This is a genomic window from Cupriavidus sp. LA-1 (assembly GCF_055385985.1).
This window is the reverse complement of record NZ_AP031388.1, coordinates 629051-649210: the sequence shown is the minus strand read 5'-3', so window position 1 is coordinate 649210 and position 20160 is coordinate 629051. Positions and strand designations below refer to the sequence as shown.

At 68.9% G+C, this 20160-nt stretch carries 15 protein-coding genes; 9 read left to right on the top strand and 6 right to left on the bottom strand.

All coding sequences use genetic code 11. The features are described 5' to 3' along the window. Positions 1-155 precede the first annotated feature (155 nt). The 7 genes from ACZ5MJ_RS22060 to ACZ5MJ_RS22030 all read left to right on the top strand — a co-directional run bounded on the left by ACZ5MJ_RS22060 (position 156) and on the right by ACZ5MJ_RS22030 (position 7557). Entirely contained in the window at positions 156-1148 is a 993-nt protein-coding gene (locus ACZ5MJ_RS22060; RefSeq protein WP_464225779.1) for a Bug family tripartite tricarboxylate transporter substrate binding protein, read from the top strand. Positions 1149-1197: 49 nt separating this feature from the next. Continuing rightward, on the top strand, positions 1198-3489 hold the full coding sequence (locus tag ACZ5MJ_RS22055; RefSeq protein ID WP_464225778.1) for a xanthine dehydrogenase family protein molybdopterin-binding subunit: 2292 nt from the start codon (positions 1198-1200) through the stop codon (positions 3487-3489). Continuing rightward, complete coding sequence (locus ACZ5MJ_RS22050; protein ID WP_464225777.1) at positions 3482-4348, top strand: FAD binding domain-containing protein; 867 nt, start codon at positions 3482-3484, stop codon at positions 4346-4348. Before ACZ5MJ_RS22055 ends, ACZ5MJ_RS22050 begins: the two co-directional genes overlap by 8 nt. 9 nt (positions 4349-4357) lie before the next feature. Continuing rightward, positions 4358-4834, top strand: a complete 477-nt coding sequence (locus ACZ5MJ_RS22045) for a (2Fe-2S)-binding protein (RefSeq protein ID WP_464225776.1) — start codon at positions 4358-4360, stop codon at positions 4832-4834. Beyond that, a complete protein-coding gene (locus ACZ5MJ_RS22040; protein WP_464225775.1) occupies positions 4824-5570 on the top strand; it encodes a CoxG family protein in 747 nt (248 codons plus the stop codon). The genes ACZ5MJ_RS22045 and ACZ5MJ_RS22040 overlap by 11 nt, the downstream gene beginning before the upstream one ends. 104 nt (positions 5571-5674) lie before the next feature. Next, positions 5675-6502, top strand: a complete 828-nt coding sequence (locus tag ACZ5MJ_RS22035) for an IclR family transcriptional regulator (RefSeq protein WP_464225774.1) — start codon at positions 5675-5677, stop codon at positions 6500-6502. Between the two features lie 38 nt (positions 6503-6540). Further along, positions 6541-7557, top strand: a complete 1017-nt coding sequence (locus ACZ5MJ_RS22030; RefSeq protein ID WP_464225773.1) for a tripartite tricarboxylate transporter substrate binding protein — start codon at positions 6541-6543, stop codon at positions 7555-7557. Here the strand turns inward: ACZ5MJ_RS22030 and ACZ5MJ_RS22025 are convergent. From ACZ5MJ_RS22025 to ACZ5MJ_RS22000, 6 genes are all read right to left on the bottom strand, one after another. Then, positions 7544-8389 (bottom strand): IclR family transcriptional regulator, encoded by an 846-nt coding sequence (locus ACZ5MJ_RS22025; protein ID WP_464225772.1) that lies wholly within the window; start codon positions 8387-8389, stop codon positions 7544-7546. The two genes, ACZ5MJ_RS22030 and ACZ5MJ_RS22025, sit on opposite strands and share 14 nt — an antisense overlap. A 69-nt stretch (positions 8390-8458) precedes the next feature. Beyond that, positions 8459-9595, bottom strand: coding sequence for an FAD-dependent monooxygenase (locus ACZ5MJ_RS22020; RefSeq protein WP_464225771.1), 1137 nt, complete (start codon positions 9593-9595; stop codon positions 8459-8461). A 215-nt stretch (positions 9596-9810) separates the two neighbouring features. Next, positions 9811-11166, bottom strand: a complete 1356-nt coding sequence (locus ACZ5MJ_RS22015; RefSeq protein ID WP_464219218.1) for an IS1182 family transposase — start codon at positions 11164-11166, stop codon at positions 9811-9813. Between the two features lie 372 nt (positions 11167-11538). Next, positions 11539-12633: a Leu/Phe/Val dehydrogenase gene (locus tag ACZ5MJ_RS22010; RefSeq protein ID WP_464225770.1), complete on the bottom strand. Its 1095-nt coding sequence runs from the start codon at positions 12631-12633 to the stop codon at positions 11539-11541. Between the two features lie 383 nt (positions 12634-13016). Continuing rightward, positions 13017-14252, bottom strand: coding sequence for an acyl-CoA dehydrogenase family protein (locus ACZ5MJ_RS22005; protein ID WP_464225768.1), 1236 nt, complete (start codon positions 14250-14252; stop codon positions 13017-13019). Positions 14253-14295: 43 nt separating this feature from the next. Next, complete coding sequence (locus ACZ5MJ_RS22000) at positions 14296-15441, bottom strand: acyl-CoA dehydrogenase family protein (RefSeq protein WP_464225767.1); 1146 nt, start codon at positions 15439-15441, stop codon at positions 14296-14298. Positions 15442-15694: 253 nt separating this feature from the next. On the opposite strand from ACZ5MJ_RS22000, the gene ACZ5MJ_RS21995 reads away from it, so the two are divergent. Then, on the top strand, positions 15695-17242 hold the full coding sequence (locus tag ACZ5MJ_RS21995; RefSeq protein ID WP_464225766.1) for an AMP-binding protein: 1548 nt from the start codon (positions 15695-15697) through the stop codon (positions 17240-17242). A gap of 157 nt (positions 17243-17399) precedes the next feature. After that, entirely contained in the window at positions 17400-20159 is a 2760-nt protein-coding gene (locus ACZ5MJ_RS21990) for a LuxR C-terminal-related transcriptional regulator (RefSeq protein ID WP_464225765.1), read from the top strand. Position 20160 lies beyond the last annotated feature (1 nt).

Sequence of the window (20160 nt, the reverse complement as noted above, 5' to 3'; positions counted from 1 at the left end):
TCAATATTGGAGACATACGATGGTTGGTGTTCCTGAGATGAACATACGTTTCACTAATAAAACAACCGAAAGTGTTGTAACCCGAGCCAACCCTGTTTTCGCGGTGCGCACAACAGCCCACTCCAACCGCGAATGCGCCCCCACAGGAGCTGTTGATGAGACACGAACGCCCCCGCCGCCTTTTCCTTGCCGCCACTGCCTTGGCCGCGCTCGCGCTTGCCGCGGGCAGCGCACAGGCCACCGCCGCGTATCCGGCCAAGACCGTGACCATGGTCGTGGCCTATCCGCCTGGCGGCGACACCGACGCCATGGCCCGGCTCTATGCCGACAAGCTGTCGGCGCGCCTGAAGCAGCCGGTCATCGTCGAGAACCGCCCCGGCGCCGGCGGCGTGGTCGGCGCCAGCTTTGTCAGCCGCGCACCGGCCGACGGCTACACGCTGCTGTACACGCCCAACCCGTTCACACTGGCCCCGATGGTGCTCAAGCTGGCGCCGTCGGCCAGCTATGACCCGCTGCACGGATTCACGCCGGTGATCCAGACCGCCGTGCAGGCGGTGCTGCTGGTGGCCAATCCGCAGGCGGGCATCAGGACCGTCGGCGAGATGATTGCCGCGGCCAGGGGCGGCAAGACGCTGACGTATGGCAGCCCGGGCGCGGGCTCGCCGATGCATATCGCCGGCGAGATGCTGAACCGCGCCGCGGGCGTGCAGATCCAGCACGTGCCGTACAAGGGCGTGGCGCCGGCGGTCAATGACGTGGTGGCGGGGCATGTCAACTTTGCCTACGTCACGCTGGGCCCGGTGGCACAGTACATCAACACCGGCCGGCTGATCCCGCTGGCGATCACCGACGCGAAGCGCTCGCCGCTGCTGCCCAACGTGCCGACGCTGGCCGAGCTTGGCTACAAGGACGTGGTGGTTGGCGCATGGCACGGCGTGATGGCGCCCAAGGGCACGCCGCCCGAGGTGGTCAAGGTGCTGAACCAGCAGCTCAACGACGTGCTGCGCCTGCCCGACGTGACCGAGAAGATGGCAACCTTCGGCGCCAGCCCCGTGGGCGGCGCGCCGGCCGCGCTGGAAAAGGTCAATGCGGCCGATTACGAGCGGCTGGGCAAGGTGATCCGCGACCTGGCGATCACGGCGGAATGACCCGGGTCATCGCATCGCATTCATGCATCAAGACAAGCAGGAGGCCGGCATGAGCAAGGCCATCGTGGGAAGCGCCACGGCGCAGGTGACCGCGCGGGAAAAGGTCATGGGGCGCGCGCAGTATGCCGGCGACATCAAGTTGCCCGGCATGCTGCACGCCAAGGTGCTGCGCAGCCCGCACCCGCACGCGCGCATCGTGCGCATCGACACGACCGCGGCGCGCGCGCTGCCCGGCGTGAAGCTGGTGGCGACCGGGCAGGATGTGCCCACCCGCAACTGGGGCCCGCACCGCAAGGAGCAGCGCATCCTGGCCTGCGGCGTGGTGCGCCATGTCGGCGAGGAAGTGGCCGCGGTGGTGGCGGTGAGCGAGGAGATCGCGCGCGACGCGCTGGACCTGATCCGCATCGAGTACGAGGTGCTGCCCGCGCTGCTGACGCCGGCGGCGGCACTGGCCGAGGGCGCGCCGGAACTCCACGCCGGCACGCACAATATCGGCCACGAGATGCACATCGTGCGCGGCGACGTGGATGCCGCGTTTGAAGCCTGCGCGGCGGTGTACGAGGCCACCTACGACATGCACTCGCAGTACCCGGGCTACCTGGAGCCGATGGCCTCGGTCGCGGCGCAGGACGGCAACGGGCGGCTCACGCTGTGGGCCTCGACCCAGTCGGTGTTCCTGGCGCGCGCGCGGCTGGCCGAGGCGCTGGACCGGCCGGTCTCGACCATCCGCGTGGTGCAGGCCACCACCGGCGGCGGCTTCGGCGCCAAGATCGTCGAGGAGAACAACAGCCTGATCTGCGCCTACCTGGCCAGCCGGCTGGAGCGCCCGGTGCGGCTGGTCAACAACCGGCTGGAAGACTTCCAGGGCGCGCGCGCCAGCGTGCCGATGCAGGTCTGGCTGCGCATGGGGCTGTCGGCCGACGGCGTGATCCTGGCCAAGGACGTGCGCATCACGGCCGAATGCGGCGCCTACTCAGGGCTTGCCGGCGACGTGATGCACGTCACCGCCATGCGCAGCGACAACATGCACCGCGTGCAGAACGTGCGCTCGCATGCGGTGATGGCCTATACCAACAACCCGCCGCGCGGCGCCTTCCGCGGTTTTGGCGGACAGCAGATGCAGTTCCCGCTGAACTGCCACCTGACCGTGCTGGCCGGCATGCTCGGCATCGACCCGATCGAAGTGCACAAGCGCAATGCGATCGGCGCGGGCGAAACCAGCGTGCATGGCTGGAAGATCAGCAGCACCGGCATGGCCGAATGCCTGGACATGACGCGCCAGGCCATCGGCTGGGACGCGAAGCGCGCGGCGCCGCGCGGCACCGGCACGCGCCGCCGCGGCGTGGGCATCGCCGCGGCCATGCATGTCAGCGGCAACCGCACGCTGGGCAACTGGGATGGCTCGACCATCCTGCTCAAGGTCAACGAGGACGGCCGCGTGATGCTGCAGACCAGCGAGTGCGACATGGGGCAGGGCGCCAACACCATGCTCAGCCAGATCTGCGCGCAGGAGCTGGGCATCCCGCTGTCGCACGTCACCGTGATGGCGCCGGATACCGATACCGCACCGTTCTGCCTGGGCTCGCTGGCGTCGCGCGTGACCATCATCGCCGGCAACGCGGTGCTGCGCGCGGCGCGCGAGGCGCGCCAGAAGCTGCTGGCGCTTGCGGCGGAAAAGCTCGGCGCGGATGCGGCACAACTGGTGATTGCCGATGGCCGCATCGCCGCGCCAGGCCAGCCCGACAAGTCCGCCACGCTGGCCGAGATCGCGCGCCTGCATATCTTCCGCCACGGCGGCGAGGGCATCCACGTGCGTGCCACCTATGACGCCCCCACGGTGATGCACGACGCCAACTACTACGGCAACGTCGCGCCCGCGCATTCGTTCGCGGTGCAGGCCGTGGAGGTGGAGGTCGACACCAGCACCGGCCAGGTCACCGTGGTCGACAGCTTTGTCGCCGACGACTGCGGCAAGGCCATCAACCCGCTCGCGGTGCACGGCCAGACCCACGGCGCGACCGTGCAGGCGATCGGCTGGACCCTCTACGAGAACCTGCAATACGAGGATGGCCGCCTGATGAACGGCAACTTTGCCGACTACACCATGCCCACCGCCGACGCGGTGCCGATGCTGCGCACCGACGTGGTGGAATCGAACGACCCCAACGGCCCCTACGGCGCCAAGGGCGCCAGCGAAACCGCGATCCTGCCGGGCGCGGCGGCGATCGCCAATGCCGTGTTCGACGCCGTGGGCGTGCGCATCCAGTCGCTGCCGATCACGCCGGAAAAGGTGCTGGCCGGCCTGCGCGAACTGAAGGAGAAGGAGGACGCCCATGCGTGACTTTGCCTTCCTTGAGCCGGGCACCGTGGCCGAGGCCAGCCAGATGCTGGCCGACCTGGGCGACCGTTGCCGCATTTTTGCCGGCGGCACCGCGCTGATGCTCGGCATGCGCCAGCGCATGCTGACGCCAAGCCATCTGGTCTCGCTGGGCCGGCTCGATGCGCTGCGCGGCATCACCTTCGATGCGCGCGAGGGCCTGCGCATCGGCGCGCTGACCTTGCACGCCGAGGTGGCGCGCTCGCCGCTGGTACAGGCGCACTACCCGATGCTGGCCGGCATGGCCGCGCGCGTGGCCAATCCGCAGGTGCGCAACCAGGGCACCATCGGCGGCAACCTCTGCTATGCCGACCCCGCCACCGATCCGCCGGGCTGCCTGATGGCGCTGGGTGCGCGGATCGTGGTCAGCGGCCGCGGCGGCGAGCGCGTGATCGATATCGAAGACTTCCTGGTCGACTACTACGTCACGGCGCTGGCGCCGGATGAAATCGTCACGCAGATCCGCCTGCCCGCGCCGGGGGGCGGTGCCGACGGCCGCTATTCGCGCTTCCTGCGCACCGCCGCCGAACACCGGCCGCTGGCCAGCGTGGCGCTGGCGGTGCGGCGCGAGGGCGCGTTCTGCGTCGAGGCGCGGCTGGCGGTGGGCGCTTCCACGCCGATTCCGGCCCGGCTGCGCCGCGCCGAGGCCTTGCTGGCTGGCAAGACCGTGACGACGGAACTGGCTGCGGAAGCCGCCGCCATCGTCGCCGCGGACATCAACGCGGTCTCGGACATGCGCGGGTCCGAGGCGTACCGGCGCGAGATGGTGCGCGTGGTCGCACGCCGCACCATTGCCGAGCTGTTCGGCGTGGCCTCGGAGTAAGGAGTTCCCATGGACAAAATCAGCATCGAACTCACCGTCAACGGTGAAGAACACCAGGTCGAGGTGCCGGCGCGGCGCCTGCTGTCCGACCTGCTGCGCGACGACCTGAACCTGACCGGCACCAAGCGCGGCTGCGAGACCGGCATCTGCGGCGCCTGCTCCGTGCTGGTCGACGGCGAGGTGGTCAAGTCCTGCCTGATGCTCGCCGTGCAGGCGCGCGGGCGCCATGTGATGACCGTGGAAGGGCTGGCCGCCGACGGCCAGCTCCATCCGCTGCAGCAGTGCTTCATGGACAACGGCGGGCTGCAGTGCGGCTATTGCACGCCCGGCTTCCTGATGGCCTCGTGCGCGCTGCTCGCCAACAACCCCAACCCGACCGAAGACGAAGTCCGTCACGGCCTGAACGGCAACCTGTGCCGCTGCACCGGCTATGTCGGCATCGTTGAATCGGTCCTGTCCGCCGCGGAGAAAGTGCGTGGAAATTGAAAAGACCCTGGTCACCGCGGCGCCGCCGGCGCGCGTGTGGGAGCTGCTGCTCGACCCCAACGTGATGGGCGCTTGCGTGCCTGGCATGGAATCGATCGAAGTGCTGAGCGAGGTCGAGTACATCGCGCACATGGCAGTCAAGATCGCCTTTATCAACGCGCGCTTCCGGTTGCATACGAAGATCGTCGAGACGCGCGCGCCGCATTACCTGCGCACCGAGGGCACCGGCGAGGATGCTTCGGTGGCAAGCTCGCTGCGGCAGTCGAGCGAGCTGTTCCTGACCGCGCTGGACGATGGCGGCACGCAGCTGCGCATCAGGGTGCAGGTGGACGTGCTGGGCCGGCTGGGCACCTTCGGCCTGAGCGTGATGAAGACCAAGGCCGACCGCATGTGGGACGAGTTCGGTGCCAACCTGCTGGCGCGGCTGTCGCCGGGCGAGGCGCAGGCGCTGCCTGAACCGGCGACGACGGCTGCACCTGCAGTACCGGCGGCAGTCGTATCCGCTGCGGCGGTCAATGGCCATGCGGTGCCGCCGGCACAGTCCGCGCCGCCGGCACCCGCCGCGGGCGGGCTGTTCTCCCGGCTGTTCGGGCGTGGCGATGCCGCGCGCGGCCCGTTGTCGGACATCTGCGTCGAGCTGCGCCGCCGCAACGAGACCATCGTGGTGCGCTGGCCCGCGGCCCAGGGCGAGCAGTGCGCGGCCTGGCTGCGGGATTACCTGCGCCCGGGAGCCTAGGCGGCGCCCGGGGCGAGGGTCTGGCGGCAATACGGGTACCCTACGGGGTGCAGGCGTGATATATGAGAGCGTTACGCCAAGACCGAATATTGCAGAGACAGACCATGACGACCGATTCGCCGCAGGAAGACACGCAGGAAAGCGGCCAGGACAAATACATCGTGCCGGGGCTGGAACGCGGCCTGCGGCTGCTGGCCGAGTTCAGCAGCCGCGAGCGCACCTTGTCGGCGGCCGAGCTGGCGCGCCGGCTCAAGGTGCCCCGTTCGACCGTGTTCCGGCTGCTGGCCACGCTGGAGATGATGGGCTTCGTCGAGCGCACCGACGGCGGGCGCGAGTTCCGCCTGGGCATGGCGGTGCTGCGCCTGGGCTTTGACTACCTGGCCTCGCTGGAGCTGACCGAGCTGGGCCGCCCGCTGCTGGACCGGCTGCGCGACGAGATCCACTATCCGTGCAACCTGGTGGTGCGCGACGGGCGCTCCATCGTCTATGTGGCCAAGTCGGTGGCCTTGCGCCCGTTTGCCAGCACGGTCAATGTCGGCACCCGGCTGCCGGCGCACGCCACCGTGCTGGGCCGCGTGCTGCTGGAGGACCTGTCGCTGGCGGAGCTGCGCGCGCTGTATCCGGAAGCGCGCCTGGAAGTGTATTCCGAAAGCACGCCGCGCACCGTCGAAGAGCTGTATGAGATGGTCCAGCGCGACCGCGAGCGTGGCTATGTGCTGCACGAAGGCTTCTTCGAGGCCAGCATCTCCACCATCGCGGCGCCGGTGCGCGACCGCAGCGGCAAGGTGGTGGCGGCGCTGGGCGCGACCATCCCGGCCTCGCGCATCGACCCGGACCAGCTTGACAACGTGGTGGAACAGGTCAGGCGGGCGGCGGCCGAGCTGTCGCGCCTGCTCGACTACCGGCCGGAGGTGCCGCAGCCGTTCGCCTGATGGCGATGCGCGCCGCCTGCCATCCGAGGGGAAGCAATATGCAGGAACGCAAGATATACAAGCAGCCGCTACGCCGTCGCCAATGGCTGGCCGGCGCGGCGCTGTCCGCCGCGCTGGCGGCAAGCCTGCCATGGCAGGCCGCGCAGGCCGCGGGTTGCGCCAACGTGCGCATCGTGGTGCCGTTCCCCGCCGGCGGGCCGGCCGACCAGCTTGCGCGCACCCTGGCGCACGGGCTGCAGCAGCGGCGCGGCACGGCCTTCGTGGTCGACAACAAGCCTGGCGCCAATGGCAATATCGGCATCGACACGGTGCGGCGCGCACCGGGCGACGGCTGCACGCTGCTGGTGGCGCCCGCCGGCAACCTGACCATCAACCCGACGCTGATGCCCGCGCTGACCTACAACGTCGAGCGCGATTTCCGGCCGGTGTCGCTGCTGGCGGGCTCGCCCAACGTGCTGGCGGTGCATCCTTCCGTCAAGGCGAATTCCGTGCAAGACCTGGTCAGGCTGGCAAAGGAGGCCGAGCAGTCAGGCAAACCGCTGGGCTACGCCAGCCCGGGCGTCGGCAGCGGCCTGCACCTGGCCGGCGAACTGTTCCGCAACAAGGCCGGCATCATGCTGCTGCACGTGCCTTACAAGGGCACCACGCAGGCGCTCAACGATGTGGTGGGCGGGCAGGTGCCGGTGCTGTTCGGCACGTGGCCGACGCTGGCGCCATTCGTCCAGTCCGGCGCGCTGCGCGCGCTGGCGGTGACGCAGCAGAAGCGCTCGCCGGCCGCCCCGAACGTGCCGTCGCTGGCCGAGCAGGGCGTGCCCGGCATCGACGTCAGTTCCTGGTATGCGCTGCTGGTGCCGAAGGCCACGCCGCAGCCGGCGGCCGATGCGCTCGGCGCCGACGTGCGCGCGCTGCTGGCCACGCCCGCGGTGCGGGCCGACCTGCAGCGCCAGGGCATGGAGCCGGTGGGCAGCACGCCGCAGGCGCTCGACGCCCGCATCCGCGAGGAAACCGCGGCGTGGGCGAAACTGATCAAGGCATACGGGATTACCGCGGAGTAGCAGCGCAGCGGTATCCCATCAGCCCCGACAGGTCGCGCGCCGCCTGCCTGACCTCCTTTTCTACACGCTCACGCAGCGCGCCATCCGCTTCAAAGCGCTGCTGCGGCCCCACCACGCTGATGGCGGCGATCACGTCGCCGTCAGCGCCGCGCACCGGTGCCGCGCAGGAATCGATGCCCGGCTCATAGGCAGAAAAACTCCACGCACTGCCGCGTTCGCGGTCGGCGGCCAGGATATCGGCCAGCCGTGCGTGCGTGGCCGGGCTCTGGCCGGTGACCGTCGGCAGGGGCTCGGGCCCCAGCAGCTCGCGCAACGTCTCCGTCGGCAGCTCGGCAATCAGCATCCGGCCGGGCGTGGTCAGGTGCGCGGCGACGCGGCTGCCCACCTGGATATTGCTGACCAGCGAGGCCGCGGGCATCTGCCGCAGCAGGTAGAGCGCGTGGCCGCCATCGCGCACAGCCAGGTAGGCCGACAACTGCAGCGACGCGCTCAGCCGGGCCAGCACGCGCCCGGCGAAGCTGGTCAGGTCATTCGTGGCCAGCACGCGCGAGGCCAGCTTCAGGAAGTTGAAGCCAACCTGGTGCCCGCCTTGCGGCAGGCGTTCCACCATGCCCTCATGTTCCAGCGTGTCCAGCAGCCGCATCACGGTGACGCGGTTCACGTCGATGCGCCGGCCCACTTCGCTCAGGTTGGCGGTGGCGCCGCCCTCGGCGATGAAGCGCAGCAGTCGCAGGCCGCGGATCACGGGAGAGACCAGCTGGGCTTCGCGGGCGTCTTCGGGGTCTGCGCTGTCGTCGAGGTCAGGTTCGGTCGGCGGGCGGGACTTGGGCATCTTGGCGTAGGCAGTCAATCGAAAACGGCCGCGCAGGCGGCCGTGCTGGTGTGGACGTTGCCTGCGGTGTCAGCCGAGGGCGACGTTCCAGGCGTCGTAATCGTACACCCAGTCGGCATTGCCGCCTTCCTTCAGCCAGGCATTGCTGCGCGAGCCGATCTGGATGCGGCTGGTGCGCGCGTGCCGCGCAGCCTGGTAGCGGGCCAGCGCGGCGGGCACGCCTGCGGCGCCGTCGGGCGCGGCATTGGCAAGGCAGCGGGCCAGCACCACGCCGTCTTCAATCGCCATGCCGGCGCCCTGCGCCATGAACGGCATCATCGGATGGCAGGCGTCGCCCATCAGCGTGACCGGGCCGACCGACCACGCCGGCAGCGGATCGCGCACGTACAGCGCGGAGATCAGCACGTCGTCGCACGCATCCAGCAGCGCGCGCGCGTCGGGGTGGAAGCCTGCATAGGCGCTGCGCAGGTCTTCCACGCGGCCGGGCGTGGTCCAGGATTCATTGCGCCAGGCTTCCTGCGCGACGGTGGCGAAGACAAAGATGTCGCGGCCGCGGTTGAGGGGGAAGGTGACGATCTGCGTGGCTGGGTCCGAGCCCCACCACTTGGTGAAGGCGCCCAGGTTGGGCACCCCGGCGAGGCGCTCGGCCGGCACCACCGCGCGGTAGGCCACCACGCCGGTGAAGATCGGGCTTTCCTGCCCGAACAGCGCGGTGCGCACGGTGGAGTGGATGCCATCGGCACCGACCAGCACGTCGACACGCTCCTCCGCGCCATTGGCAAAGCGCAGCGTGGCGCCATCGGCATCCGGCGCGATCGCCACGGCCTTGTGGCCCAGGCGCACGCATTCGGCCGGCACCGCGGCTTCCAGCGCGGTCATCAGGTCGGCGCGGTGCATGGTCAACTGCGGCGCGCCGTAGCGGCGCTCGGCTTCCTCCTGCATCGGCAGGCACGAGGTTTCTTCGCCGGTGTCCCACATGCGGCTGATGCGATGGCTGGGGCGGGCGGCGGTTTCACGCAGGGCCTCGCCCACACCCAGCCCGTCCAGGGCGTGGACGGCGTTGGGGGTCAGGTTGATGTCGGCGCCCACGCGGGCGAAGCGGGGGGCTTGTTCATAGACCACAGCGTCCATGCCGAGCTTGCGCAGGGCGATGGCTGCGGCCAGGCCGCCGATGCCGGCGCCATTGATTCCGATTTTCAGGGGCATTTTTGTCTACCTGCTGGGAGTTGGGCTGGCAGATGTTTGGCTGCTAGGAGTTCGTCGGAGTTGAGGTGAAGCGTGATTCAAAACATCAGGTCGTGACGGGGTTCGCTTCGGTTGGCGGGCTCATCGCAGTCGTGATACGCGATGAAGGTATTTGAGAGTGGATGAGGAAGGCAATCGGGTGCTTTTTGACCGCACAAGAAGCCCGCTGATCGGCCCTATGCACCCCGTAATACGTTCATCCGCTTGATGTTCCACGCGAGCGCCACCAGCGACCATTCCGCCGCGACGTTGGACAGTCCGCGCAGCGAGAACTGCCGGAATCCCATCACTCGCTTGATGATGCCGAACACCGGCTCGACCGTGCTCTTGCGCAGCCCGTACAGTGCTCGCCCCGCCTTCGTTTTGTGTCGGTGTGTCATCCTGACGATTGGATCGGTGCTCTCAGGCGGCGCCGGATCGTCGGCGAAGCGTTCCATCAGCGGCAGATGATGGGCGTCGCGCTGGATCGCAATCAGCGGGGTGATGTCCGCCGCCTCGCAGGTGACGACGTTGGCCGCACTGAAGTAGCCCGCATCCGCCAGCAAAATCTCAGGCTGGCCCAATGGCTCGGGCAGCGCCCCCAGCACGTCGATCATCGGTGCGACCTGGCGCTTGTCGTTGCTTTGCTGGGTCACTGAGGTGCCCACGATCAACATCGTCTCGACATCCACCGCTGCCTGCGCGTTGTAGCCTTGCTCGAAGCCGCCGCTGGACACCGGCATGATGCGCGACTCTTCGTCCGTCAGGTTGATCTGGTCGCGTTCCTTGGCACCGCCTTGCGGCGGCTCCGGGTCCTTGCCCCGCGGCTTCTTGCCGTCTTTGCGCTGCGCCTCGCGACGCGCCACCTTGGCTTCATACTCCTGCTGCTCTTGCTCGAACCGTTCCTGCGCCCGTGCCTCGATCTTCGCCTTCGCTTCGGCCAACGCCTTCAGTCGCGCTTCGCGCCGTGCGATCTCCGCCGGTACATCCATCCCATCTGGCAGACTCTCTCGATCGGCGGTCTCGGCCATCGCCATCAACTGCTGCACTTCTTCATGCAACTGCGCTTCGATCCGGCCGATATACCCGTGCGACAGCGCGCGGTGCCTGCTCGCATTCGCCTTCACCTTGGTGCCATCCAGCGCAATCCGGCCCAGCTTGACCAGCTTCATCTCCTTCGCGATCAGCAGCACCTGCACGAACAGCTTCTCTAACTGGCTCGCAAACCGCTTGCGAAAGGTGGCCAGCGTGTCATGGTCCGGATGCGTGTTCGCCGCAATGTAGCGGAACGCCACCGAGTCATAGGTCGCTCTCTCAATCTTGCGGCTCGAAGACACTCCGGTCGCATACCCGTACACCAGCAAGCCAAGCAGCACCTCGGGGTGATGCGCCGCCATGCCGCGACCCGCGTACGCCCCACTCAGCTCCGACAGGTCCATCTGCTCGATGACTTCCACTACGAACCGCGCCAGATGACCTTCCGGCAACCAGTCCTCCACTGACGGTGGCAACAGATAGTCGGTCTGACGATCAACGGGCACGAAACGACTCATCTATGGGCTCACTCAGCGAACTGTGAATTTATCAACGCCCAACCCGTCCCGCCGGACGACTGGAGATCCCGAAAATCCGACAAACTCCTAGCGCTATGAGTGTTCAAAAATGAATGATATGTTCATAAAAGTCTATGGGCGCGAGGGGAGTGCGTCAACCAAGGGTGAACCCTAGGGGCGGTGGCACTTGTGAGCGGGGGGATGGGTCGTGGCAACGGCCTCGGGGCCGTTCGTGAAGTTGCAGGGGGCGCATCGCCGGCACTGCCACTGCCCCCCAGCTACCAGCCGGCGAACGAGTCAATGGCGAGAGAGCCAAAGATAGTTCGGGCCGGGTGTTGCCATCAGCAGCACCCGGCCCGGACGCCTTTCTCGTCAATCCTTCCGGATCTGGATGGCTGGTTGCAGAATCTTCTCCTGCGCCCAGCTCACCGCGGCGCGTGCCGGTGCTTCACCGCTCTTCTCGACGCGCTGCGCCAATTCGAACACGCGCTCGCGGATGCGTGCCACTTCGGCCAGCACCGCAGCCTCGTCGGCGCCGCCGAGGTATTCGCGCGCGCAGCTGATGATGCCGCCGGCGTTGATCAGGAAGTCGGGGGCATAGAAGATGCCGCGCCGCTGCAGGGTGTCGCCTTCCTCGAGGGAGGCCAGCTGGTTGTTGGCGCCACCGGCGACGACCCTGAACTGGCACTGTTGCGCCACGGCCGGCGAGATTACCGCACCCAGCGCGCAAGGGGCGAACACGTCGGCCGTCACGCCGGTGATGTCAGCGGATGGCACGGCTTGCGCGCCGAATTGCGCGCGTGCCTGTTCGACCCTGGCGCCGTTGATGTCGGCCACGATCAGTTGCGCGCCGGCCTCGTGCAGCCGGCGGCAAAGGTCCCAGCCCACCGAGCCCAGGCCTTGCACGGCAACTGAGATGCCTTTCAGACTGTTGCGGTCCAGCGCGTAGCGCACCGCGGCTTCGATGCCGACGAATACGCCATACGCGGTCTTGGGCGAGGGGTTGCCGCCAAAGCCGTCGGTGCGGGGCATGCCGCTGATGTAGCGGGTCTCGGCCTGCGCGGCACGCATGTCTTCGACCGTGGTGCCGACATCCTCGGCGGTGATATAACGGCCGCCGAGCGATTCGACCAGGCGGCCGAAGGCGCGGAACAGCCGGGTGCGGTCGGTCTGTGCCGGTGTGCGCAGGATCACTGCCTTGCCGCCGCCGAAGGGCAGGTCGGCCAGGGCGTTCTTGTACGCCATGCCTTGTGAAAGCCGCAGCGCATCGGTCAACGCATCGTTTTCGGCCGGGTAGGTCCAGTAGCGACAGCCGCCGAAGGCCGGGCCGAGGCTGGTGTTGTAGATGGCGATGATGGCCTGCAGGCCGGACTCGGGATCGGTGGCGAGCGTGATGCGCTCGTGGGACGGGCCTTCACCAGTGCCAAACAGGCGGCCGGCGGCCTCAAGGGAAATGCGGTCGGTCAAAACGTCTTCTCCATGACGAGGCGGAATGCAAAGGGGTAACCTTGCCTTCCTGGTACACCGCTTTGGGTTGCAAGGCGGTGCAGTGGCGATGGCGGCCGGGGCGGCTGCCATCGTGTTTCGGCCGGGCGGCAATTGTGTTGCAGCCGGGCCTCGTCTGCCCGGTTGCCCGGACAAACAACAGGTCCGCGCCATGGCGCGGACCCGGTGCCGAATCTTACCGGCAAATTGCCGCGGTCCCGACTAGGGTTTCTGTGGAGGGAGTCCGGCGCAGAGGCCGATGCGGTACGTCCGGCGGAATGAAAACAGCCGCACATGGCGGCTGCACTTGAGATATGACTGGTGCCGGCAGACCGGGACGCGTACGAAGGCGCTCCCCGAACTGCCTAAAGTCCCAACACAAGCTTGGCAATAATATTGCGCTGGATCTCGTTGGACCCCGCGTAGATCGACGCCTTGCGATAGTTGAAATAGCGCGGCGCCAGCACGGCCGCATCGTCCGGCCCGACGCGTGGCGCGGCCTCGCGTCCCTGCAGTTCCGCCCAGGTATCCTGCACGAACGGCAACGCCGCCGGCCCTGCGGCTTCCACGGCAAGCTCGCTGGCTGCCTGCAGCGCCTCGGTGCCCGTAAGCTTGAGCATGCTCGACGCGGCGCCGATCGAGGTGCCCGATTCCACGCTGGAAAACACCCGCAGCTCCACTGCCTCGAGCGCCGCGGTGCGCAGATGCAGCGCGGCCAGCTTGCGGCGGAACAGGGGATCGTCCAGCAGGCGGCCGCCGTCGTCGGCCGATTGTTCAGCGGCAATGTCCGCGATCTTCGACAACTGCTTGCGCAGCATCGGGCTGTAGACGCCGCCGCGCTCGAACTCCAGCAGGTACTTGGCGTAGGTCCAGCCCTTGCCTTCCTCGCCGATGCGGTTCGCCACCGGCACGCGCACGTTCTCGAAGAAGACCTGGTTGACTTCCTGCTGGCCGGGCACGGGGCCGTCCAGCGTCGGCAGCGCCGACACCGTGATGCCTGGCGTGCGCATGTCCAGCAGCAGGAACGAAATCCCTTCCTGACGCTTCGATTCGCGGCTGGTCCGTACCAGGCAGAACATCCAGTCGGCCCACTGCGCATGCGTGGTCCAGATCTTGGAGCCATTCAGGATGTAGTGCTCGCCGTCGCTGTCGGCGCCGTGGTCCGCGCGCATCTGCAGCGAGGCCAGGTCGGAGCCCGAGTTGGGCTCGGAGTAGCCCTGGCACCACCATTCGTCGGAGCTCAGGATCGGCGGCAGGAAGCGCTGCTTTTGCTCTGGCGTGCCGTATTTCATGATCACCGGCGCCACCATCTTCAGGCCCATCGGCGACACCGGCGGGCAGCCTGCGGCGCCCAGTTCCGACTGGAAGATAAAGCGCTGGGTCGGGGTCCAGCCCGGACCTCCGTATTCCCTGGCCCAGTTCGGCGCGGCCCAGCCGCGCGCGTGCAGTGCCTTCTGCCAGCGCACCTGGCCGGCCTTGTCGAGATAGCCGTTCTTGGACTGCGCCATCATCGCGCGCAATCCGGCGTCAAAGGCCTGGGCGATCCAGGCGCGCACTTCTTCTCGGAACTGCTGGTCTTGCGGGGAGAAATCGAGATGCATCGACGGGCCTCGCTGGGTAATCGTCTGTGTTCTGTGGGCGGTTTCAGGCCGCGGCGGGGTAGAGCAGGTCGGCGTAGCGGCGCAGGTGGTGCTCGGCCGATCCCATCTGCAGGTCGATCGCGGTGACGCGCTTGAAGTAGTGGCCCACCGCCAGTTCTTCGGTGACGCCCATGCCGCCGTGGATCTGCACCGCGGCCTGGCCGACGAAGGCGCCGGCCTGGCCGGCCTGGATCTTGGCCGCGCATGCCGCCTGCGCCCGCACTGGCGCGGCGCTGGCGGCCTGCATCGCCGCCATCTGGGTCAGCGCCACGGACTGCTCCAGCTGGATGTACATGTCCGCCATGCGGTGCTGCAGCACCTGGAAGGTGCCGATCGGCACCCCGAACTGCTTGCGCTGGCGTGCGTAGTCGATGGTGTCGGCCAGCATGCGGGCCATGGCGCCGTTGGCTTCGGCGCAGAGCGCGACCATGGCTTCGTCGCACAGTTGTTCGATCAGGGCCAACGCCTCGCCTTCCGTGCCGATGCGCTGGCTGGCCGGCACCTGCACGTTGTCGAGCAGCACCTCGGCGGCGCGCTGGCCGTCGAAGGTCGGATACTCGCGCAGCGTCACCCCTGGCGTGTCGCGTGCAATCCAGAACAGGCTGATGCCGTCCCGGTCGCGGTGCTCGCCGGATGTGCGCGCGCTGACGACCAGGTGGGTGGCGAACGGCGCGCCGACCACGGCCTGCTTGTGCCCCCTCAGCTTGTAGCCATCGCCCTGGCGCGTGGCACTGGCCCGCACGTCGTGGCGGCAATAGCGGCTGGCCGGTTCGGCATGGGCCCATGCGGCGGTGGCCTCCCCGCCGATGATGGCCGGCACCCACTGCGCGGCCAGCTCGGGGCTGCCGTGCACCAGCGCGCCGCCGCCCAGCACCACGGTGCCCAGGTAGGGCTCCAGTACCAGGTGGCGGCCCAGTTGCTCCATCACGATCATGTGCTCGGCCGCGCCGCCGCCCAGGCCGCCAAGCGGCTCGGGGAATGCTGCGCCCAGGATGCCGAGATCGCGCGCGAACGCGCGCCAGCAGTCCGGGCGCCAGCCCGCGGCGGACTGCACGGCAGTGCGGCGGGCCTCAAAATCATAGTGATCGGCCAGGTAACGCGCGAGCGTGTCGCGCAGCATCGACTGTTCTTCACTGAACTGGAAATCCACCTTGGCTCCTTCGGAATGGGGGATGCGGCGTGATTGCGGACGTCTGCCGGGCATCATCCGGCCCGGCGGGCCACTGGCGCATCGTCGCATCGGACGAAGCTGCGCCGGCTTCCGCGCACCGCAGCGGTTTTGCTGCGCTGCAGCAGGCGACGGCGATGCCGCTTCGTCGCTTCCGACGATTGTTGAACCGGCCGGGGTCCAGAGAATGCGGGATCAGCATCCGCCAACACACCCCGTTGAGGAGTTCCACGCCATGCATCCCCACATCCACGCACAGCGCACGCCCGACAAGCCGGCTGTCATCATGGCCAGCAACGGCGCAGCCGTTAGCTACCGCGAGCTTGACGAGCGCTCGAACCAGGTTGCGCACCTGTTCCGCAGCCAGGGACTGCGGCCCGGCGACCGCGTGGCACTGATGGTGGAGAATCATCCGCGCCTGTTCGAGCTGTGCTGGGGCGCGCAGCGCAGCGGCATTGTCTACATCTGCCTGAGCACGCGCCTGAACGTGGCCGACGCGGCCTACATCATCAACGACAGCGGTGCGACCATGCTGGTCACCACGCACGCGCAGGCAGAGATCGCCGCCGCGCTGGCCGGGCAGACGCCGGCGCTGCGCCGGCGTCTGATGCTGGACGGCACGGTGCCGGGCTATGACGCGTACGAGGCCGAACTGGCGCGCTGCCCGGCCACGCGCATCAGCGACGAAGAGACTGGCGGCGACATGCTGTACTCGTCCGGCACCACCGGCCGGCCCAAGGGCGTGTACGCGCCGCCCGCCAGCCCGGACATCGAGGCGCCGACCTCGCTGACCAGCCTGTGCCAGCGGCTCTATGGCATGGATACCGAGACCCGCTACCTGTCGCCCGCGCCGCTGTACCACGCCGCGCCGCTGCGCTACTGCATGAGCGTGCAGGCGCTGGGCGGCACCGCGGTGGTGATGGAGCACTTCGACGCCGAGGATTACCTGCGGCAGGTGCAGCGGCACCGCATCACGCACACGCAGCTGGTGCCGACCATGTTCTCGCGCATGCTCAAGCTGCCGGAGGCGCAGCGCATGGCCTATGACGTATCGTCGCTGCGGGTGGCGATCCACGCCGCCGCGCCGTGCCCGGTGCCGGTCAAGGAGACCATGATCGCGTGGTGGGGCCCCGTGATCTGGGAGTACTACGCCGGCACCGAGGGCAACGGCGTGACCGTGGTCAGCACGCCGGAGTGGCTGGAGCGCAAGGGCACGGTGGGGCGGGCCATGATCGGCAAGCTGCGCATCTGCGCACCGGACGGCGCGCAGATGCCGACGGGCGAGCCGGGCACGATCTACTTTGCCGAAGGCCGCGCGTTCTCGTACCACAACGACGACGCCAAGACCGCCGAGTCGCGCCATCCGCAGCACCCGGACTGGAGCACCATCGGCGACATCGGCTACGTGGACGCGGATGGCTACCTGTACCTGACCGGCCGCAAGGCCAACATGATTATCTCGGGCGGCGTCAATATCTACCCGCAGGAGGCCGAGAATCTGCTGATGACGCACCCCAGGGTGATGGACGTGGCGGTGATCGGCGTGCCCAACGAGGACTTCGGCGAAGAGGTCAAGGCGGTGGTGCAGCTGGCCGACATGGGCCTGGCCGGGCCCGAACTGGCGGCCGAGCTGATCGCGTTCTGCCGCGCCAACCTGTCCGCCATCAAGTGCCCGCGCTCGGTCGACTTCGAGGCCGAATTGCCGCGCCTGCCCACCGGCAAGCTAATCAAGCGGCTGCTGCGCGACCGCTATTGGGCCGGCCACGCCAACAAGCTGGTGTAAGCGCGCCGGCCGCCGCGCGCCGTTTCCGGCGGCGCGGCGGTTTACGTCATAATTCCCGGTTACATCACAGCCACGGCCGCCCGGCTGCACCAGCTGCGCGGGCGGGCGCATTGCGCTGCCTGGCAAGGCGGCGATGCGCGGGAGACGACAACAGCCAATGGCAAGTATCGAGGAGACCGGACGGCGCGCGCCGTCCTCCGCAGCGTCGCTGGCGGCCAAACTGCGTCCGCCGCTGCTGACCCCGTTCCAGGTCGAGCGCGCGGCGATCTGCGAGGCCGTGTGCGCGGCCGGCTTCGTCAAGCTTGTGCTGGTGCGCGCACCGGCAGGCTTCGGCAAGACCACGGCCATGCTCCAGTGCCGCGCGCGCCTGGTGGCCGCGGGCGGGCGCACCGCCTGGCTGACGCTGGACCGCTCGGACAACGACGCCTCGCGCTTTCTCGGCTCGGTCGAGGCCGCCATCGCGCAAGGCCTGAGCGGCGGCGCGCCGGACCGGCCGGCGCACGCCACGCTGGCGCAGGATCCCGGCGAGCAGGCGCTGGCCCTGATCGACCGCCTGGCCAGCCACCACGGTGCCTTCACGCTGTTCCTCGATGATTTCGAAGCCATCCAGAACGATGCCGTGGCCGGACTGGTCTGGCAGCTGGTGGACAGCCTGCCGCCCGGCTGCCGCGTGGTGATCGGCACGCGCTGGGTGCCCGAAACCGGCCTGGGCCGCCTGCGCGCGCGCGGCGAGCTGCTCGAGATCGAACCCGCGCAGCTGCGCTTTTCCGCCGGCGAAACCGCATCCTTCCTGCGCCAGGCGCGCGGCCTGAGGCTGGAGCCCGCGGCCATCAGCGCGCTGCACCGGCGCACCGAAGGCTGGGCCACCGCGCTGTGGCTGGCCTCGGTGGCGCTGGAGCGGCGCAGCCAGCCAGAGGGCTTTATCGCCGGGTTCTCCGGGTCCAACGCGGCGATTGCCGACTACCTGGTCGAGGACGTCTTCCTGCACCTGCCCGAGGCGGTGCGCGGCTTCCTGCTGCGCACCTCGATCCTCGACCAGCTGTGCGGGCCGCTGTGCGACGCCGTGTGCCAGCCCGCGGAGGCCGGCAGCAGCGACGAGATCCTCGCCTGGCTGGAGCGCGCCAACCTGTTCCTGCTGCCGCTGGAGAGCGAGCGCTACGGCGAGCGCGGCTCCGGCGCGGCGCCGGAGCAGTGGTACCGCTATCACAGCCTTTTTTCCGGCTTCCTGCGCGGGCAGCTGGCGCAGGCCATGCCCGAGGCCGTGCCGCGGCTGCACCTGTCGGCGTCGCGCTGGTATGAGTCGCAAGGGCGCCCGGTGCCCGCCATCGAACACGCGCTTGCTGCCGGTGCGCTCGCGCACGCCCTGGAGCTGCTGGACGGGGCCGCGGACGACCTGCTCGCGCAGGGCCGGATGCGGTTGCTGACGCGCTGGCTGGAGGCCGTGCCGGCCGGGGAGCTGGCACGCTGGCCGAAGCTGCAGATCGCGCGCGTCTGGTCCGTGTCGTTCACGCGCGGGCCGGCTGAGGCCATTGCGCTCTTGCAGGCGATCCCCACCGAGGGTGCAGCCGGCGACCTGCTGGCGCATATCCGTGCCCTGCGCCACATGCTGCTGAACATGATGGACCGCTTCGACGATGCGCGTGCCTTCGCCCGCAACGAGCTGCCGCCGTTGCCAATGGGCTATGCCTTCCCCGATGCCATCCTGGCCACCTCGATGGCGCGCCTGGCCGCGGTTGCCGGCGACTACCCCGAGGCGCGCCGGCTGCTGCAGGTGGCGCGGCACGCGGTGCGCGGCTCGGACAGCAACTTCAACAAGATTTTCTCGGAGTCGGTCGAAGGCCTGATCGACCTGCGCCAGGGTCGGCTGCAGCAGGCCATGGGGCGTTTTCGCATTGCCGCCAGCACGATGCTGCCCAACCGCTTCGGGCCCACCAACGGCAATGCCATGGCCGGCATCCTGCTGGCCGAGGGCCTGTACGAGAGCGGCGACAGCGAGCGCGCCGGCCGACTGCTCAACGTCTACCTGCCGCTGTCGCGCGACCTCGGGCTGCCCGACCAGATCATCACCGCGCATACGGTGCTGGCCCGCATTGCCTTCGAGCGCGGCGAAACCGACCAGGCGCATGAAAGGCTGGCACAGCTCGAAGCGCTGGGGCATCACCGCGGGCTGACGCGGATGGTGCTGGCGGCGATGCTGGAGCGCGCCCGCCTGGCGTTGCGCCAGGGCAATGCGCATGCCGCGCAGGAGGCCATCGAACGCGCCGCCGATCCGGCGCTGTGGCGCACGCGCCCCGGGGTCAGCTCCTTTGCCAGCGATGTCGAGGACATTACCCTCGGCCGGCTGCGGCTGGACGTGCATGCGCGGCCCGGCACGCCGGTGCGCGAGGCCATCGAGCGCGAACTGGCGGCCGCTTCCGGCAACCAGCTGATGCGCCGGGCCCTCAAGCTGCGCATCCTGCTGGCGCAGGCGTGCCAGCGCACCGGCGACGGCGCGCACGCGCTGGTGGTGATGGGCGAGGCGCTGCGTTTCGGCGCCGCCGAAGGCTTTGTCCGCATCTTTGCCGATGAGGGCGACGATGTGCGCCGGCTGGTGGCCGATGCTTACTCGCGCCAGTCGGCGAGCCTGCCGGCTCCGTATGTGGAAAAGCTGCTGCAGGCCTGCGGCCAGGGCAGCGGCGGGCAGGCGGACGCCGGCGCTGGCCGGCCCGCGCCTGCGGCGCTGGTGGAGCCGCTGACGCCCAAGGAGCAGAAGGTGCTGCACCTGCTGGCCGAGGGCTACTCCAACGTGGCCATGGCCGAGCGCCTGTTCGTGTCCGAGACCACGGTGCGCACGCACCTGCGCAATATCAGCGCCAAGCTGCACGCCAGCAACCGCACCCAGGCAGTGGCCATCGCGCGCCAGCTCGGGCTGCTCTGAG

Bases quoted from the DNA above. Each gene is read 5' to 3' on its own strand.
- ACZ5MJ_RS22060 (WP_464225779.1), top strand. From the start codon at position 156: ATGAGACACGAACGCCCCCGCCGCCTTTTCCTTGCCGCCACTGCCTTG.
- ACZ5MJ_RS22055 (WP_464225778.1), top strand. From the start codon at position 1,198: ATGAGCAAGGCCATCGTGGGAAGCGCCACGGCGCAGGTGACCGCGCGG.
- ACZ5MJ_RS22050 (WP_464225777.1), top strand. From the start codon at position 3,482: ATGCGTGACTTTGCCTTCCTTGAGCCGGGCACCGTGGCCGAGGCCAGC.
- ACZ5MJ_RS22045 (WP_464225776.1), top strand. From the start codon at position 4,358: ATGGACAAAATCAGCATCGAACTCACCGTCAACGGTGAAGAACACCAG.
- ACZ5MJ_RS22035 (WP_464225774.1), top strand. From the start codon at position 5,675: ATGACGACCGATTCGCCGCAGGAAGACACGCAGGAAAGCGGCCAGGAC.
- ACZ5MJ_RS22030 (WP_464225773.1), top strand. From the start codon at position 6,541: ATGCAGGAACGCAAGATATACAAGCAGCCGCTACGCCGTCGCCAATGG.
- ACZ5MJ_RS22025 (WP_464225772.1), bottom strand. From the start codon at position 8,389: ATGCCCAAGTCCCGCCCGCCGACCGAACCTGACCTCGACGACAGCGCA.
- ACZ5MJ_RS22020 (WP_464225771.1), bottom strand. From the start codon at position 9,595: ATGCCCCTGAAAATCGGAATCAATGGCGCCGGCATCGGCGGCCTGGCC.
- ACZ5MJ_RS22015 (WP_464219218.1), bottom strand. From the start codon at position 11,166: ATGAGTCGTTTCGTGCCCGTTGATCGTCAGACCGACTATCTGTTGCCA.
- ACZ5MJ_RS22005 (WP_464225768.1), bottom strand. From the start codon at position 14,252: ATGCATCTCGATTTCTCCCCGCAAGACCAGCAGTTCCGAGAAGAAGTG.
- ACZ5MJ_RS21995 (WP_464225766.1), top strand. From the start codon at position 15,695: ATGCATCCCCACATCCACGCACAGCGCACGCCCGACAAGCCGGCTGTC.
- ACZ5MJ_RS21990 (WP_464225765.1), top strand. From the start codon at position 17,400: ATGGCAAGTATCGAGGAGACCGGACGGCGCGCGCCGTCCTCCGCAGCG.